Below are 16,488 nucleotides of genomic sequence, written 5' to 3' on the forward strand. Positions count from 1 at the left end.
ATTAAGCCGCGTCGTTTGGACGGGCCAGCAGATTGAACAGGGTAGAAATATCCCAATCGCGATGGCCCTGCTGGGCAATCTTCACAAACTGCTCCTGAATCAAGCGGGTTGCGGGAAGCTGGGCCCCATTACGCTGTGCCTCCCGCTGCACCAAATCCAGGTCCTTCAACATCCAGTTCACGGTAAAGCCGGGCTGAAAGTCTCTGGCCAGCATTGTGGGTCCTTTAGTTTCCATTTGCCAGCTGCGCGCCGCACCCTTGGTCAATACAGACAGGGCCTGCTCCATATCCAGTCCGGCCCGTTCACCAAAAGCCATGGCTTCGGCCAACCCCTGCAAGAGTCCGACAACGGCAATTTGGTTCACCATCTTGCACAGCTGCCCGGACCCCAAGGGCCCCATCAGGGTGCAGGCCTGGGCGTAGCTCATCATCAGCGGGCGGGCGCGTTCCATATCCTCAGCTTGCCCACCACACATAATGCTGAGCATGCCTTTCTGGGCACCCGCCTGTCCGCCAGAAATGGGGGCGTCGATAAATGCAACTTGCTGTTTGGCAGCCAGTGCTCCCAATTCCTGGGCCACTTCGGCCGAGGCGGTGGTGTGATCGATAAACAGGCCACCTGCCTTCATGCCTGCCAGCGCACCGTCCGGTCCCAGAAAAATCGAGCGCAAGTCATCATCATTGCCTACGCAGGCCATAACAATGTCCGCTTGTGCGGCGGCCAGGGCCGGAGTAGCGGCCCATTCCTGTTTGAACTCCTCACTCCATTGTTCCGCCTTGGCCTGATTGCGGTTGTACACCGTGACGTGGTGTCCAGCCTGGGCCAGATGCCCCGCCATGGGATAACCCATCACCCCCAGACCAATGAACGCCACTTTTTGTGGTGTATTAGGTTCATAGTGTTTAGGCTGAATGGATGAGTTCATGGCGCGGGTCTCCTTGAAAATAATCTGTTCGATCGTACAGCTTAGCGCAGCTTTATCGGCTTGATCTTTGCCTGCCCGAATAAGCGGCAAAACGTTTTAGGCTTGACGGCGTCAGGCCCCTCATGTTCTAAACCAAACATAGATCTGTAATAAATGGAATTTGCCTGTCTGGATTATGATGGGCGCACATAATTTCCTGGCTAATTAACTGGAACTTGAATCCTATGACCACTTTTGATCGTCGTCGTTTCTTGAAGCTGGCAGGTGCCACCGGACTGGCGTCTATGAGTACCTCTTTGCCATGGGCGGCGTGGGCGGCAGACGCAGCCGTACTGGAAAAAGCAAAGGCTCAAGGCCAGGCTGTTTTCTACGCCAACATCACGGCGGTTGAGCCCATCATGAAGGCCTTGCAACAAGCGCAAGGCATTGAAGGAAAATACACCCGTATTTCCAGCTCCAAGTTCATCCCCACCATCCTGACCGAGTTCAACGCCGGCAAGTTGATGGCGGACGTGGTTCAGGCTCCCTTGCCCATGCTGCAACTGCTCAAAGAGCAGGGCGTGCTGATTCCCCATCAGTCCGAAGCCGTGCAGGGCTACCCCGAGTGGGCCATTCAAGACGATTCGATTATTCAATTTGGCATCGAATATGTGTCTTATATCTATAATACGGACCACCTCAAGGCCGAGGATGCGCCACAACGCTACGAAGAGCTGGCCGATCCCAAGTGGAAAGACAAGATTGTGATGGCCAACCCTTCCAACCACCCCTCCACCATTGGCTGGCTGATTGGTTTGAAGGAAAAGGTCTTTAGCAGTGAAGAGCAGTGGCTGGACTTCCTGAAAGGCCTGGCTGCCAACAAGCCCATGTTCGTGGCCTCGTTTGGCCCAACTCCGGCTCCTATTGAAAGTGGCGAGAAGTTGATTGCCATTTCCATGCCCAAGTACATCGTGACCAAGTCGCCTGCGCCATTGGCCTGGGGCCCCATGTCGGATCAGCCCTTGCTGGGCTCCCCACGTGCCATCGCCCTGACCAAGAATGCACCGCATCCTGATGCTGCTCGCGTGTTCCTGGACTACTGGCTGGGTAATGAAGCCATGGGCATTCTGGCCAACAAGGTTGGCGAATACGTCCTGGCTCCAGGGGTACACCCTCCGGTTGCGGGGATCGATAAAGCCAATGTCGAGCCTATTCGCGACCTGAGCGACGAAGAACTGGTCCGTTGGGGCCGCGAATTCAGCCGTATCTTCGCCGTCCGTTAATCGGGACGACAAGAACGACAGGTTCGTCTAGAACGGGGCGCCTTGGCGCCTCGCCTTATTTTTATTGAAAACATTTACTCATTATGCAAATTGAAATTACCGGCCTAAGCAAGACCTATGTCTCAGAGGGCAAAACCTTCAAGGCTTTGGACAATATCAACCTGACGATTCCCGCTAATGAGTTTTTCACACTGTTAGGGCCCAGCGGCTGCGGCAAAACCACGCTGCTGCGGTGCATTGTTGGTCTGGAAACCCCAGACGAGGGTGAAATCCGCATTGGGGACGAGATCGTCTGGTCCAGCGCCAAGAATATTGCTGTGCCGGTGGAAAAGCGCGGTTTGGGCATGGTGTTTCAGACATACGCCATCTGGCCGCACATGACGGTGTTCGACAATATTGCTTACCCCTTGCAAGTGCGCGGCGAGCGCAAAGAGGTGATTCGTGAAAAAGTCGCGAACATCCTGAAGTTTGTGCAGCTGGAAGGGGTGGATCAGCGTTCCGCAACGCGTCTGTCCGGTGGTCAGCAGCAGCGTGTGGCATTGGCCCGAGCCCTGGTGGCCGAGCCTAAAGTCATTTTGTTTGATGAGCCGCTCAGTAACCTGGATGCCAAGCTGCGTGAAGAAACCCGTAAAGAACTGCGCGAATTTCTGAGCCGTCTGGACATTACCGCTGTGTACGTGACGCATGATCGCGTCGAGGCATTGGCCTTGTCCAACTCCATCGCTGTGATGCGAGGTGGCAAGATTCTGGAAATTGGTACGCCAGAAAAAATTTACTTTGATGCCGATCACCGCTTTGTGGCCGACTTTATTGGTCGTGCCAACCAGATCAGCGCCAAAGTGCTGGAGCAGCGTGCAGACTCCACCATTGTGGAATGCGAACTGGGCCAACTGCATTGCAAGAAGCGTGACCTGCCCGTGGGCACCGAAGTTACCTTGTGCATTCGCCCGGAATTTATTCGTGTCAGCAGCCAGGCCAATGAAGTGGGGCAGAACCTGTTCCACGGTCAGGTCCAGGCCCTGGAGTTCGTCGGTGAGTCCTACGAGGCCGAGGTCAAAGTGGGTAAAGAGCAGCTTCTGGTGTGTATTGATCCAGACGTGAAGGTGAAAGAGGGCGATACCGTACGCTTTAACCTGCACCCTGAACACTGCATGCTGTTGTCGGCATAAGGGCGGGGCATCATGAATCACACACGCAGACCACTTAGCTGGTCGCTTATTCTGATCGTCGGCTTTCTGACGCTGTGCCCGGTCCTGATGTTGCTGCTGGGCAGCTTCTCGCAGGGCCTGACGGCTTTTGGCTCCTTTACCACGGCTAAATACGTAGCCGCCTACACCGATCCCTTCTTGCTGGAAGTCACCTTCAATACGGTGGTTTTCGTGCTGGGCTCGTCCCTGTTCTCTACTGCGCTGGCTGTTTTCCTGGCCTACCTGAATACGCGTACGAACATGCCCATGAAAGGGGTGTTCACGGTGCTGTCCATCGTCCCCATGATGATTCCGCACTTGCTGTTCTCGGTGAGCTGGGCATTGTTGCTGAACCCGTCCAACGGCCTGATCAATATGTTCTTGCAGGACACATTGGGCCTGCAGGAAGCGCCGCTGAATATTTATTCCCTATGGGGCATGATTCTGGTCGAAGGCTTGTTGAACATGCCTGTGGCCTACCTGATCATTGCGCCTGCCATGGCCTCTTTTGACGTTTCCATGGAAGAGTCCTCGCGTGTGTTCGGGGGCGGTCTGTGGCGTACCTTGACGCGGGTTACCCTGCCGATTCTGCGTCCAGCCATCATGGCGGCTTTCATTCTGGCGATTGTGCGGGCCTTGGCTTCCTACGCCGTGCCACGTGTTCTGGGTACCCCAGGTCGTGTGGATGTGCTGGCCACTTATTTGTTCGAGATGATCTCTACCGGCTTCGCTCCGGATTACGGAAAAGCGGCGGCGCTGGGCATGAGTGTGCTGTCGGCCTCCATTGCCCTGATCGTTCTGTATCGCTACATGACGAAAGAAAGCAGCAAGTATGTGACGATCTCCAGCCGTGGTTTCAAACCCACTCAGCTGGAGTTGCGTCGCGCGAAAATCCCCTTGTTCATCATTGTGGGCATTATCAGCTTGCTGATGGTGGTGCTGCCTGTGGCCGTGCTGCTGTACACCTCCATGATTCCGTATTCCATGGTGCCTAGTGCTCGCGCCTTCTCCCTGATGAGCTGGGCGAACTGGATTGATGTCATTCAAGATCCGATCTCCAAAGTGGCCATGAAGAACAGTTTGTTCCTGGCTGTGGTCGGAGCCAGTCTGGGTGTATTGCTATCGCTGTTTGTGGCCTATGTGGTGGTCAAGTTACGAACGCGGGCGGCGGCGCTGCTGGATACCTTGAGCTTCCTGTCCTTTTCCTTCCCGGGGATTGTGATCGGTATCGGCTTTATGTGGTTCTTTGTGCAAACGCCTTTGTATGCCACGCTGACCGCCTTGCTGCTGGCCTATATCGCCGCTTATCTGCCTTACGGTATCCGACCCTTGTCGGCCGCCTTTGTGCAGGTCCATGCCCACCTGGAGGAGTCCTCGGCCGTTGCCGGGGCCAGTTCCTGGACCACCATGCGCCGCATCATTATTCCTTTGCTGATTCCTGGTGTGGTGTCGGCCTGGATCTTGATGGCAACCATGTTCATTCGTGAGCTGACGGTGTCGGTGGTGCTGTCCCGTCCCGGTACGGAAGTGCTGGCGGTACAGGTGCTGGGTTATGCCGAAGATGGTTTGTGGGGCAAGCTCTCGGCGCTGGGGATCATCATGATTCTGATCTCTACCGTGCTCGTGCTGCTGGCCATGTATATTGGTAACTTTTACAAGCGCCGCCAAGGCACGATGTAAGTTGGACTGATCTCAAGGGCCTGAATTCCGCAAGGGATTCAGGCCCTTGTTGTTTTTGCTGAGAGCAGACCGTATCTTGTTGCCTGGCTGGCTATTCGCTTGTTCATGCGCACAAGGGGCTGGCTGTTTTTTGTTTACTCATTAGTAGAAAGCTATGACGCATAAATGCAAAGTGCTGGTCGTCGGTGGTGGCGTGATGGGGGCGTCGGTCGCCTGGCATCTGACTCAAGCGGGTGCCGCAGTCACTTTGATCGATCAGGGTTCGGGTAGTGTGCCTAGCGCAACCGCTGCCTCTTTTGGATGGGTAGGAGCCAGCGCCAGTACACCTTCTGATGACACTGACGCCTTTGCCTTGCGTCTACACGCTCTGGAAGAGTACACGCGTCTGAAGCAGAGCTTGGGGGCATTGCCTGTGACCGTGCGTGGAGCCTTGTCCTGGGGGGAAACGACGGACGAGACAGCCGCCTTGATTGCCGAGCATCTGGCAGCCGGTTCCAGGGTTGAAAGCCTGTCAGCCGCGCAAGTGCGTCAGAAAGAACCGTCGTTGGCAGCCGTACCGGATTTGGCAATGTGGGCGCCCGATGATTTCGCCTTGGAGCCAGTAGATCTGGCACGTTGTTTTATTCAAGCGGCGCAAGCGAATGGCGCCACGGTTTTGTCCGGTACGGTACAGCGTGTGTTGTCGGCAGGAGGGCGAGTGAACGGTATAGAAGTGCAAGGGCAAGTCATCGTGGCCGACAAGGTGGTGCTGGCCAATGCTTATGGTGCCTTGGTTTTGGCAGCCAGTGCAGGGGTAGCGTTGCCTATAGAGCAACAGCCCGCCGTGTTACTGCGCCTGGATGCTGATAGAAATCGGGTCCGGCATTTACTCTGTGCTCAGGATCTGGAGGTGCGACCGGGCAAAGAAAGAGGGTTGATGTCGGCGTTGGATTATCCCTTGGAAGGCGAGGCAGGTTTGCAGCGTCTGGCCGAGCAAACCTGTCAGTCCATTGCTCAGTTGCTGCAACTGCCTTCTGTCCCGCGCATCTTGTCGATAGAGGTCGGGCAGCGCCCCATGACTAGTAACAAGCAGCCATTGTGTGGGCCTATTGAGACTGTAGATGGTTTGTTCGCCGTCGTGGCTCACCCCGGTGTCATTCTGGCTCCCTTGTTGGGAAGCTTGTGTACGCAGGCAGTTCTGGCTGCCTGAGGTTTGTTTCCTGACGTAGGGCTGTGCGCTCTTTCAAAGATTTGGCTGTCTTGAAAGCAGGCAGCGAAACCAGCTGACAAAGAAAAAGGCCCGATTTCGTGGAGAGACGAAATCAGGCCTTCTTGTTGACTGCGCCGGTTTGAATGCTCCCTTTCAGCGGGAGCGTTCAAACCAGAGAACGGACGGTGTCTTAGTCCTCTTCGACGAAGGTCTCTTCGCGTTTCTTTTTCACCGAAGGCAGGGCCACAACCACAACCAGGAAGGCAGCCAGGACCAGCAGCGACAGGGACAGAGGACGTGTCACAAAGGTGGTGTAATCACCGCGGGACAGTAGCAGGGCACGACGGAAGTTTTCCTCCATCATTGGTCCCAGGACCAGACCCAGCAACAGCGGAGCACCTTCACAACGCAGCTTGGACCAGACGTAGCCCACCAAACCGAAGGCGGCGGTGACCAGAATGTCAAACACGTTGTAGTTCAGCGAGTACACACCCACCGTGCAGAACACCAGAATGGCGGGGAACAGCAGGCGGTAGGGCACTTTAAGCAGTTTCACCCACAGGCCTACCAATGGCAGGTTCAGGATCACCAGCATCAGGTTACCAATCCACATGGAGGCGATCAGACCCCAGAACAGTTCAGGGTGGCTGGTCATCACTTGTGGACCAGGCTGAATGTTGTGGATGGTCATGGCACCAATCATCAGCGCGGTCACAGCGTTACCGGGGATACCCAGGGTCAGCAGCGGGATGAAGGAGGTTTGAGCGGCAGCGTTGTTGGCAGACTCGGGACCGGCCAGACCAGCAGGGTGACCTTTACCAAAGCGTTCCGGGTTCTTGGAGATTTTCTTCTCCAGTGTGTAAGACGCAAAGGAGGACAGCACCGCGCCACCACCGGGCAAGATACCCAGGCAAGAACCCATGGCGGTACCACGCACGACAGCAGGCCAGGACTCCTTGAACTCTTGCTTGTTGGGGTACAGCGAGCCGACCTTGCCAGTGATCTCCACGCGTTGATCGCCCAGCTCCAGGTTGTTCATGATTTCGGAGAAACCAAACACACCCATGGCCACCACGGCGAAGTCGATACCGTCTTGCAGTTCTGGAATACCAAAGTCGTAACGGGCAACACCGGAGTTCACGTCGGTACCGACCATACCCAGCAGCAGACCCAGCAAGATCATGCAGATAGCTTTGGGCAGGGAGCCCGAAGCCAGCACCACAGCACCGACCAGGCCCAAGACCATTAATGAGAAATACTCCGCAGGTCCAAACTTGAAGGCGACTTCAGCCAAGGGCGGTGCAAAAGCGGCCAGCAGCACGGTGGCCACACAACCGGCAAAGAAAGAACCCAGAGCAGCAATCGCCAGGGCAGCACCGGCCCGGCCATTACGGGCCATCTGGTGTCCGTCCAGCACGGTGACTACGGCCGAAGTTTCCCCCGGCAGGGCAACCAGAATGGCGGTTGTAGACCCACCATATTGGGCGCCATAGTAAATACCGGCCAGCATGATCAGACCAGCAACGGGAGGCAGCACATACGTAATGGGCAGCAGCATGGCAATGGTTGGTACAGGGCCAATGCCTGGCAACACGCCAATCAAGGTGCCCAGTATGCAACCGAGCAAAGCGTAGGCCAGGTTCTCGGGCGTGATCGCCACCGAGAAACCCAGCATCAGGTTGTCAAATAATTCCATATTCGTTCACCCCCTAATCAGGCCAGAAAACTTGGCCACAGGGGGAACACCAGCCCCAGGCCCTTGATGAATGCCAACCAGACGAACAGCACCAAAAAGACGGCTGCGCCCAGTGCAACAGGCCAGCTAAATTCATGGCTGGCAAAGCTGCTGATCAGTACAAGCAGGAAAATGGAGATGTAAACACCCAGCGAGTTCAGTGTCAGACCGCAAAGCACGACCGCGCCGATGATAACGAAGAGCACTTTCCAGTTAAACTTCTCTACCTCGGTGCTTTCTGCTTTGGCAGACATCGAGCCCAAAGTGACAACCGCCCCTAACAAGCTCAGGCATACACCAAGCCAGAAGGGGAAGTAGCCGGGCCCCATGCGGGCGGCTGTTCCCATCGAGTAGCTGGTGGCCCCGAGCGCGAAAGCGGCGCCCACGACCACGAACATGACCCCGGACCAGAAGTCCTGTTTATTTTTAATTTGCATAAGGTGGATTCTCCTTGTCTGCCTTGCGCATTGGTTTTCCTTTTTCCTGTGTCAGCTTCTTTATAGTGGAGCGGGCTCCATACTCTGCGTGTGCCGACTGCATTGAACAGAGGTGACGCATGGTAATGGAGCACTTGAAGACTGGAAACCCTGAGATGACCCTAGTTTTTAAGGGTTTTCCCGGTAATTCCGGAAATTTAGGGTTTTTTGGGAGCGTGTTCGTAGGTGGATGGCAGGCTTTGAAAGAAGTTTGAAAGGTAATGGAAAGATGGGTGAAAGGTTATCATTAGTATGAAATTCCTCTACCCAGTAACGCTAGCAATGGTTTACGATAAGGCCCATGTTGCAAGATCTCGACTTTCTCGCTGACCGTATCGGTCAACTGGTAGAGCAATCTCGTCAGCTCAACGCTGAACGCGCTCAATTATTAGCTCGTCTGAAAACTCAGGATGCCGAGCTGGACGCCTTGCGCCAGCAAAATCGTCGTCAACAAGATGAGTTCGAGTCCCTGTCCACCGGTGTTGCTTCGCATCAGCGTCAACTGGATGTGGTGCAGCAACAAGCGCAGGCTGATCAGGCAGAACTGAAAAAGCTGCTTGAACAGGAACAGGCCCAGGTAGTTGCCTTGCGTCGCGAGTTGGACAGCGCACGCGCGGGTATGGGTGTGTTGCGTGATGTAGCAGGACAGGCTCGCGACCAGATCGGTTCGATCCTGATGCGTTTACCCGGTGCCGTACAGGAGTAAGTCATGGAACGAGTCGATATTTCCCTGTTGGGCCGCGATTACTCTCTGGCATGCCCTCCTTCCGAAAAAGCGCGCTTGCTGGAAGCTGTCAAACTGGTAGACCAGCGCATGCAGTCTATCAAGGGTTCGGGCCGTGTCTCTGGCAACGAACGTATCGCCGTCATGGCCGCCATTCAGATCGCCAGCGAGTTTTTATCCGCTAAAGCACCTGATGGTCCTCTGGCTAATGTTGCTTTTGGCGATTTCAAGCGTAAAATTGAAGACATGCACGCAATGATTGACGAGGTCATCGAACCTTCGGGTACCGCGCGCTAAACCAAATTTGAAAGCAGTCCCTTGTTGTCCCTCGCGGGCTGCTTCATCCCAGTAAGTCCCTGCCGTGTTCGTGACACGACCATACATTCCTTGAACCAATGCTTTTGGCATACAGGTTGTTGGATTAGCCAGTAGGAGCGATCGTCCTCGTCGACGAACCCGAAGCTGGCTTGATGACAGCCGATCTTGGACCCTCGGTTCCAGGATGCCGGTCTTGACGGCAATGGTGGGGCACCTACAAAAAAAGCCCGTCCAGATCTGGACGGGCTTTTTTCTTTTCTGCTGTTTTGTTTATTTCTGACTGCCAGGCGCAACGTCTCGTTTGCTGGCATACGCAAACAGAGCCAGGCCAGCGACAATCATGGGCAAGGACAACCACTGCCCCATCGACAAGCCTGCGCTGAGCAGACCCAGGTAGCCGTCGGGCTCGCGGGTGTATTCCACCATGAAGCGGAAGAAACCGTAGCCGATCAGGAACAGGGCACTGGTCTGACCGACGGCGCGTGGACGACGCGTGAACCACCACAGCAAGATAAACAGGGCAATGCCCTCCAGGGCCATCTCATACAACTGCGAAGGATGGCGGGGGGTTGCATCCACTTGCGGAAATACCATGGCCCAGGGCACATCACTGGGGCGACCCCATAGTTCGCCGTTAATGAAATTACCCAGGCGGCCCACGGCCAGCCCCAGGGGAATCAGGGGAGCCAGAAAATCGCTGACTTCCAGAAAACGCCGTTGACGGTTTCGAGCAAACAGCGCAATTGTCACCAGCACACCGATCAGACCACCATGAAAGGACATGCCACCTTGCCAGACATACAGAATCTCCAGCGGGTGCGACAAGTAGTAAGAGGGTTGATAGAACAGGGTGTAGCCCAGACGCCCACCTGCCACCACGCCCAGGACGCAGTAAAAGATCAGGTCTTCCAGGTCCTTGCGGGTCAGCAAGTCATAGCCCGCACGGATACGCGCTGTGCCAGCCAGCCAAACCAGGCCAAAGCCCACTAAATACATCAAGCCATACCAATGAATGGCAAGGGGTCCAAGTTGTATGGCGACGGGATCAAACTGCGGGTGAATTAACATGCGTGCCCATTACAGAGATGAATATCAGATAATAGCGTGACTGCGAGCCCAGACCAGGGCTGGGTAAATTGTAAGGGAAGGATCATGCTGCATTCAGTCTCTTGGGCCAGACGTTTACCATTAGTAGTTTTTTGTGGATTGATGATCTTTAATCCGGTGGCAAAGGCTGATACGGTAGCGCTGATGGATATCGTGCAGGCGCAGTGCTTGTCCTGTCATCAAATTGATCGTAAACGGGTCGGGCCCCCTTTTCGGGAGAGCGCCCAACGCTACGCGTCAGGTCCGGCGCAGGAAACTCAGGCGTATTTGCAGCGACAAATTCAACAGGGTAGTCGGGGGAACTGGGGAGCTATTCCCATGCCCGCTCAAAACCGGATCAGCGCCGAGCAAGCACAAGCTATTGCAGCCTGGTTGCTGAGTCTAGCCAATTCGTCAACAAAGGAGAATTCATGAAGGAAACAGCCATATTAGGTGGCGGATGTTTTTGGTGCACTGAAGGGATTTTCAAAGCCTTGCAAGGTGTGCAGTCTGTGGTGCCCGGATATTGTGGCGGCCATGTAGAGCATCCCACCTATGAGCAGGTTTGCGGCAAGCAGACCGGCCATATTGAAGTGGTCAAAGTGGAATTCGACCCTTCCGTCATTTCCTATCGGGATTTGCTGGAGGTATTTTTCCTGACCCATGACCCTACCACGCCGGATCGTCAGGGCGCTGACCAGGGGCCACAGTATGCGTCGGCAATTTTTTGTCAAAATGAAGAACAGCGCCGCCAGGCCTTTGAAGTCATCGAAGAAATCAAATCGCAGTTTGATGCACCGATCGTGACCCATGTGCTCGACAGTTCCACTTTCTGGGAGGCCGAGGACTATCACCACGATTATTTTGCATTGAACCCCGAGCAAGCCTACTGCCAGATGGTCATTGCGCCCAAGCTCAAGAAGTTCTACCAGCGTTTTCAGGATCTGCTGGTCAAAAGCTAAGCATCCTGAGGGTGCGAGGCAGAAGCAAGGTAGCGTCTGTACAGGGCGCTACCTGGTAATGTCAGACGGGCCATCAGGCCAATAATCAACAAGGTCAGAACAAGTCGGCCGACCAGGGCCACCCAGATGTTGGCACCCAGAGCCAGAATAAGAATGGTGTCTTCAATCAGGGAGTGGCTCAATGACAGCCAGGACAAGGCCAGCAAGCGTGTTCTGGGACTGTAGTTCTGCTGGCGGGACTCATCAATAATCAAGGCACCGCCGTAGCTCAAGCCCAGCAATACGCCAATCGTGGTGGTGGGGGCGACTCGTTCTTCCAAGCCTGAAAAGCGGAGCAAGGGAAGCAGGAGTCGAGTCAGCAATCGGGTGAAGCCGATTTTCTCCAGGACTGACAGGACCAGGAGCAGGCCAAGAATAATCAGCCAGGTCATGAATAGCGAGCTGGCCGTTCCCCACAACCAGTCTACCCAGCCTTGCCAACCGCCTTGTGTGGCATTGGATTGCCCATAAAGCCAGGCAAGGGACACGGGTTCCTGTAACAGCCCGGCGCTATTCAAACCCCAGGCCAGCAGGCCACCGTAAAGCAGGGCGCAGACAATCCGCAGCGTGGCGGTAAACCAGAAGCTGGCTCCGGCTCGGCGCACAATGGCCTGTTCCATGGGCATATTGTGTGCAAACAGCATCATGGTGCCCAAGACGCTGATTTGAGCCACGTTGAAACTCAAGCTGTCGCCCAAGGCCGCCATTGATCCTATGCCAGCGTAAATACCGGCCAGAGCAGTGGTTGCCCAGACAATACCGGCTTCGGCTGGCAGGCCAACCAGTGCCATGATCAGACCCAACTGCGCGGCAATACGCACCGCAATCATGATGGGGAGCATGATGCGCGCAACGGTATAAAACATGCGCAGGCTGCGGCTAAAGGTGGTGCGAAGGAAGGTCAGCATGACAACAGAGGGTTGGGAAATCTGATTGATGCTAGCACGGCTCTGTGCTTGCTTTGTCGTGCTCTGGCGCTTGTGTGGGGCGGGCAATGCAGGCTGTCGGTTTGTCACTACAAGCCGATGCGCTTTCCTTCACCCAAAAGAAAACCCCTGATGATGAAACCCGATGCAGCCAAGTAAGGCTGCCTGGTTTTCTCCCATCAGGGGTGTTACAGGCCGGGTAGGCCCCGGCTTATCGACCCGAGCAGTGGCCGCCGCTAGCGGCTTGTCCACTCCCCCAGGCAATGGGGGCGGGCTCGGGGCGGTAGGGATAGTCTTGCAGGCTGTCCATGACAACTAGCAAGACAACGACCAGCCAGAAGGTACTGGTAATAAGGCGGAAAGTAGTTTTGCTCATGCTTGCACGACTCAAGGATTAACGCGGCGACGAATGCGCACGCCTATGATGGACCCGGCAAAGGCCAGTGCAAACCAGACCCAGCCATGTATGCTGGCCGAGGCGATGCCTCCCAGGAATGCGCCCACATTACATCCGAAAGCCATACGGGCACTGTAGCCCATCACCAGACCGGCAATTGCGCCTACCCACAAAGTGCGGGCATTGGGGGATTTGAAATTGGCAGGATGGTTCCAGCGTGAGGCTGCCATGGCGCCCAAAATCAAACCAAAGTTGGTGACCGAAGTAACGTCAGCCAGGACGGGTTCAGCCAGACGTTGTGCATGTGGAGCCACGCCCCAGAACGCGTCGCCAACCGGGGACCAGCCCAGAGCCGAGAATACTTTTGCGCCCCACAAGCCAATACCATAGACGATGCCCCAGGGTTGGCCTGCAACGATCATGTGAATGGCATACAGCACGGCCAGCAGCAAAGCGCCCATCCACCAGCGCATTTCCCATTTGGCAGGTGGGCTGTTTTGCTCTTTCCGATGGCGACGTGCACCTCGGCCGACGAACCAGGATACGGCGGCGCAGCCAAGTACGGTAATCAACAAGGCAGTGGGCCAGCCCAAGGACACAGTCAGGTCGATAGCGGGTAGGCCACCCAGGGCAATCCAGCCGGGCTGGTGCGATGCGCCTAGAAAGCTACCGATGGCAAAGGTAGGCAGAACCGCAAAGGAAATCGGTGCGCCTGCGCCTGCTTTATAGAGAGTGCCGGAACCGCAGCCATCGGCCAGTTGCATGGCAGCGCCAAACAGAAAGGCGCCCAATACCAGGCTGATGGTCAATGGGGCAATCGCGCCAACCAGCTCACCACCGCTATCGGCGATCAAGGGTAGGGTGAAGGCGGCGGCCAATACCAGCAGGAGCATTTGTGCCCAGATACCTTGAGGGTCACGGCGCTCGATATAGTTACGCCATCCGGTCGTGAAACCGAAACGGGCTCCTTGCAGTACGGCACCAAAGCCAATCCCCAGCAGGGCGAGCAGGCCTTGGCGCAGTCCACCTACCAGAGCGACCCCAACAATCAGGGCCAGGCTGGCCAGGATAAAGCCCAGTCTAGTCAGATAAAGCATGATCGATTTCTTTAGTTAATGGCGCGTTTGGCATCGAGTTTCAGAACTTCGAAACGGGAGGGCTGGTTATCCATAGGCAAGTTGCTGCGGCTCCATTCCACGACGGACTCGGGGTAGAGCTTCACGTTAGGGTTGCCGGCCAGTTCGGACAGGACGAACCAGTTCGTGGCAGCCCAGTGGCCGGTATTGCAGAACGAAACGGTGGGTTTGTCGTCCAGGCCTTGTTCTTTGACGATCTTGACGAGTTCTCCGGTGTCTTTCAGGACGGGTTTGTCGCTACGGAAAAAGCTGTTGAAGTCAAGCTCGCGTGCGCCGGGCAGGGTGCCGTAGCGGGCGGCGGCGTCAACGCGCTTTTCGCCTTTGAAGAATTCGGTTGGGCGAGCGTCCAGCAGGACGGGAGCCTGGCCGTTCTTGATGTAGTCAGCGACTTCTTGTGTGCTGACCACCATGTCTTTGTTGTAGTGGTAGCTGAATTCGGTGGGGGTGACAGTGGGGGTGTCTTTGCTCAGGGCTTTGCCTTCGGCTTCCCAGGCTTGCAGGCCGCCGTCCAGAATGGATAGCTGGGTCAGGCCGCCAGCTTTCAGTGTCCAGTACACGCGTGCTGCTGCGCCGAAGTCTGTGGGGTTCGCGCCCGCGTAGGTGACGACAACGTAGCTGTCCTTGGAAATGCCGGCTTTGCTGAACAGGGCAGACAGCTCGGCTTCGGAGCGCAGAGCACCGGCGTTTTCGGCTGGGCCGCGGTAGGCTCCATATGGGGTGTGGACGGCACCTGGTACGTGGCCTGCTGCATATTCTTTGTCTGTGCGGATATCCAGAATGCGCAGATTGTTTTGATCCAGCTTGGTGGCCAGGTCGCCAGCCGAGATCAATGCGGCTGGTTTGGTTGCCGTGTCGGGTGTGCTTGGCTCTGCGGAAGCAGTCGGTGCCAGGACCGCGCTGAATGCAAATGCCAAGGAGATGAGGATTGGTTTGATCATTATTACTCTCTTGAGTAAGCAGAGGCCTGCTTAGAGGATTAAGTGCATAAGGAATGGTAATGAACGTGGCTACAGAAAATAACAATGAATTGGGGATTAGCTTATTGCTTGGGGGCGTAAGGGGGGAGGATCTCTCTATATATAGAGTAGATAGGAGGGGGAGTTGTGTTTGTAGCCCTGCCTTGGGTGAGCTTGTGTCTCTGTAGTTGCTTTCTGCAGGTGTGTCTTTGTCCTCTATATAGAGAGAGCGTGTCGGTGTAGAGGACGTTCTATCGGTGAGAGAAAGCTGGGTTTTTTCTACTAGAGAGGATGTGTTGAGATGATTGGTGCTCTCATGGGTGCAGACTTAGAGACTTAGAGACTTAGAGACTTAGAGACTTAGAGACTTAGAGACTTAGAGACTTAGAGACTTAGAGACTTAGAGACTTAGAGACTCGGAGACTCAAAGACCTAAGCAATGAGACTGAGAACCAAAGGGCTATTGAAGGTCAGTGAGGATAGAGGGGGGGATTGGATTACTTCTTGGGGAGGCTCACCACCCAACTATATATAGAGGGTTGAGTCGCAACGATGAATGGCCCTTCTATATAGAGAGGGGAGCTCATTGTTTTAACCGCTCTACGTAGGTCGCCACTCGAGCCCCCGGGACCGGGTGTTGGGGCGGACTACTTGCCGGCGCAATGCGCCGGTCCCCTTGTCCCAGTCATGATCGGGGCGCAGTCTGAACTCGCCCAGTGATTGGTCCCCCGGACCAATCACAAACTTTGGGCTCAAACAGCAGACTGCTTGCATCCCCGATCATGACTGCGACTGCGGCAAGTACTCTGACTCGCCCCAACACCCGGTCCCGGGGCCCCGAGCGGCTAGCAGCCCTGCATAATGCTCGATCTTGGAGGCCATTCAACTCGCTATCTATATAGAGACACTGTTGATTGGAGGGCATAGGGCCAATGGAGTGTTCGTGTGGCCGTTCTTTTGTCCGCCATCCAGCAAGCAAGCAAGCAAGCAAGCAAGCAAGCAAGCAAGCAAGCAAGCAAGCAAGCAAGCAAGCAAGCAAGCACAAGGGCTGATGACGGGTGTGGGTGATGAGTTTCGCTGTCTCTATATAGAGAAGGGGCTATTAGGCGGCTGGAGAATATCTAGCCAATTTTCACGAGAAAAACAGCGGTTTGGTCTGGAAGATGCGGTTGAGGATGGGCTGGCCCCTACCAGGGAAAAAAACTGAAGTTAAGCTAAAAATTATTTTTATAGTTATTCTTCATAGTTATCAATGAGCTAAGGGTTTTTTTGGCGGTTTCTCTCCTGAAATGCCAAGAAAAACCCCATGAAACGCTTGCAAAGCGGAAAATCGTCGTGCTATAGTTCTTTTCTCGCTGCAGCACACACAGGGTTTTCCCCGAAGCGCCGCAGAGAGCAGTTAGACAAGTTTCACCGCCTTGGCCAAGAGGCCCGCACCGAAGCTTGAATGACTGGTCAGGAAACTGACAGGGTGTAAAACCCGGAGCTTG

At 55.3% G+C, this 16,488-nt stretch carries 18 protein-coding genes and 1 other RNA gene; 10 read left to right on the forward strand and 9 right to left on the reverse strand.

The window, feature by feature from the left end:
• Position 1: 1 nt before the first annotated feature.
• Positions 2-925: an NAD(P)-dependent oxidoreductase gene (locus M2Q46_RS16415; protein ID WP_302357636.1), complete on the reverse strand. Its 924-nt coding sequence runs from the start codon at positions 923-925 to the stop codon at positions 2-4.
• 224 nt (positions 926-1,149) lie between these two features.
• Here M2Q46_RS16415 and M2Q46_RS16420 point away from each other — a divergent pair, with 224 nt between their 5' ends.
• The 4 genes from M2Q46_RS16420 to M2Q46_RS16435 all read left to right on the forward strand — a co-directional run bounded on the left by M2Q46_RS16420 (position 1,150) and on the right by M2Q46_RS16435 (position 6,243).
• Complete coding sequence (locus M2Q46_RS16420) at positions 1,150-2,187, forward strand: ABC transporter substrate-binding protein (protein ID WP_302357637.1); 1,038 nt, start codon at positions 1,150-1,152, stop codon at positions 2,185-2,187.
• A gap of 83 nt (positions 2,188-2,270) precedes the next feature.
• Entirely contained in the window at positions 2,271-3,356 is a 1,086-nt protein-coding gene (locus M2Q46_RS16425) for an ABC transporter ATP-binding protein (protein WP_022983206.1), read from the forward strand.
• Between the two features lie 12 nt (positions 3,357-3,368).
• Positions 3,369-5,054, forward strand: coding sequence for an iron ABC transporter permease (locus M2Q46_RS16430; protein WP_022983205.1), 1,686 nt, complete (start codon positions 3,369-3,371; stop codon positions 5,052-5,054).
• Positions 5,055-5,208: 154 nt separating this feature from the next.
• Positions 5,209-6,243 (forward strand): FAD-binding oxidoreductase, encoded by a 1,035-nt coding sequence (locus tag M2Q46_RS16435; protein ID WP_302357638.1) that lies wholly within the window; start codon positions 5,209-5,211, stop codon positions 6,241-6,243.
• Between the two features lie 190 nt (positions 6,244-6,433).
• On the opposite strand, the gene M2Q46_RS16440 is transcribed toward M2Q46_RS16435, so the two are convergent.
• On the reverse strand, positions 6,434-7,939 hold the full coding sequence (locus M2Q46_RS16440; protein WP_022983204.1) for a tripartite tricarboxylate transporter permease: 1,506 nt from the start codon (positions 7,937-7,939) through the stop codon (positions 6,434-6,436).
• 17 nt (positions 7,940-7,956) lie between these two features.
• Complete coding sequence (locus tag M2Q46_RS16445; RefSeq protein ID WP_009454910.1) at positions 7,957-8,415, reverse strand: tripartite tricarboxylate transporter TctB family protein; 459 nt, start codon at positions 8,413-8,415, stop codon at positions 7,957-7,959.
• A 340-nt stretch (positions 8,416-8,755) separates the two neighbouring features.
• Between M2Q46_RS16445 and M2Q46_RS16450 the strand changes: the two genes are divergently transcribed.
• The 3 genes from M2Q46_RS16450 to ssrS all read left to right on the forward strand — a co-directional run bounded on the left by M2Q46_RS16450 (position 8,756) and on the right by ssrS (position 9,712).
• Positions 8,756-9,160 carry a hypothetical protein gene (locus M2Q46_RS16450; protein WP_035273300.1) on the forward strand — a complete coding sequence of 135 codons (405 nt, stop codon included), beginning with the start codon at positions 8,756-8,758 and terminating at the stop codon, positions 9,158-9,160.
• Positions 9,161-9,163: 3 nt separating this feature from the next.
• Positions 9,164-9,475 carry a cell division protein ZapA gene (locus tag M2Q46_RS16455; RefSeq protein ID WP_009454914.1) on the forward strand — a complete coding sequence of 104 codons (312 nt, stop codon included), beginning with the start codon at positions 9,164-9,166 and terminating at the stop codon, positions 9,473-9,475.
• A gap of 53 nt (positions 9,476-9,528) precedes the next feature.
• Positions 9,529-9,712: non-coding RNA, 6S RNA (ssrS, locus tag M2Q46_RS16460), on the forward strand.
• A 54-nt stretch (positions 9,713-9,766) separates the two neighbouring features.
• On the opposite strand, the gene lgt is transcribed toward ssrS, so the two are convergent.
• On the reverse strand, positions 9,767-10,564 hold the full coding sequence (lgt, locus tag M2Q46_RS16465; protein ID WP_026485505.1) for a prolipoprotein diacylglyceryl transferase: 798 nt from the start codon (positions 10,562-10,564) through the stop codon (positions 9,767-9,769).
• Between the two features lie 84 nt (positions 10,565-10,648).
• On the opposite strand from lgt, the gene M2Q46_RS16470 reads away from it, so the two are divergent.
• Entirely contained in the window at positions 10,649-11,017 is a 369-nt protein-coding gene (locus M2Q46_RS16470) for a c-type cytochrome (protein ID WP_302357639.1), read from the forward strand.
• The gene (gene msrA, locus M2Q46_RS16475) at positions 11,014-11,544 is read left to right on the forward strand and encodes a peptide-methionine (S)-S-oxide reductase MsrA (protein ID WP_251197126.1); all 531 of its coding nucleotides are present in this window, start codon (positions 11,014-11,016) and stop codon (positions 11,542-11,544) included. Before M2Q46_RS16470 ends, msrA begins: the two co-directional genes overlap by 4 nt.
• Here msrA and M2Q46_RS16480 read toward each other — a convergent pair.
• From M2Q46_RS16480 to M2Q46_RS16495, 4 genes are all read right to left on the reverse strand, one after another.
• Positions 11,541-12,491 (reverse strand): hypothetical protein, encoded by a 951-nt coding sequence (locus M2Q46_RS16480; protein WP_302357640.1) that lies wholly within the window; start codon positions 12,489-12,491, stop codon positions 11,541-11,543. The two genes, msrA and M2Q46_RS16480, sit on opposite strands and share 4 nt — an antisense overlap.
• 229 nt (positions 12,492-12,720) lie before the next feature.
• A complete protein-coding gene (locus M2Q46_RS16485) occupies positions 12,721-12,885 on the reverse strand; it encodes a hypothetical protein (RefSeq protein WP_009454924.1) in 165 nt (54 codons plus the stop codon).
• A gap of 11 nt (positions 12,886-12,896) precedes the next feature.
• Positions 12,897-14,003, reverse strand: coding sequence for a YeeE/YedE family protein (locus M2Q46_RS16490; protein WP_060186627.1), 1,107 nt, complete (start codon positions 14,001-14,003; stop codon positions 12,897-12,899).
• A gap of 11 nt (positions 14,004-14,014) precedes the next feature.
• A complete protein-coding gene (locus M2Q46_RS16495) occupies positions 14,015-14,980 on the reverse strand; it encodes a sulfurtransferase (protein WP_302357641.1) in 966 nt (321 codons plus the stop codon).
• An 889-nt stretch (positions 14,981-15,869) separates the two neighbouring features.
• On the opposite strand from M2Q46_RS16495, the gene M2Q46_RS16500 reads away from it, so the two are divergent.
• Positions 15,870-16,205: a hypothetical protein gene (locus M2Q46_RS16500; protein ID WP_302357642.1), complete on the forward strand. Its 336-nt coding sequence runs from the start codon at positions 15,870-15,872 to the stop codon at positions 16,203-16,205.
• Positions 16,206-16,212: 7 nt separating this feature from the next.
• Here the strand turns inward: M2Q46_RS16500 and M2Q46_RS16505 are convergent.
• On the reverse strand, positions 16,213-16,488 hold a 276-nt coding region (locus tag M2Q46_RS16505; RefSeq protein ID WP_302357643.1), incomplete at its 5' end, for a hypothetical protein.

Origin of the sequence: Alcaligenes sp. YSL9 (genome assembly GCF_030515105.1) — a bacterium.
Classification (GTDB): Bacteria; Pseudomonadota; Gammaproteobacteria; order Burkholderiales; family Burkholderiaceae_B; genus Alcaligenes; species Alcaligenes phenolicus.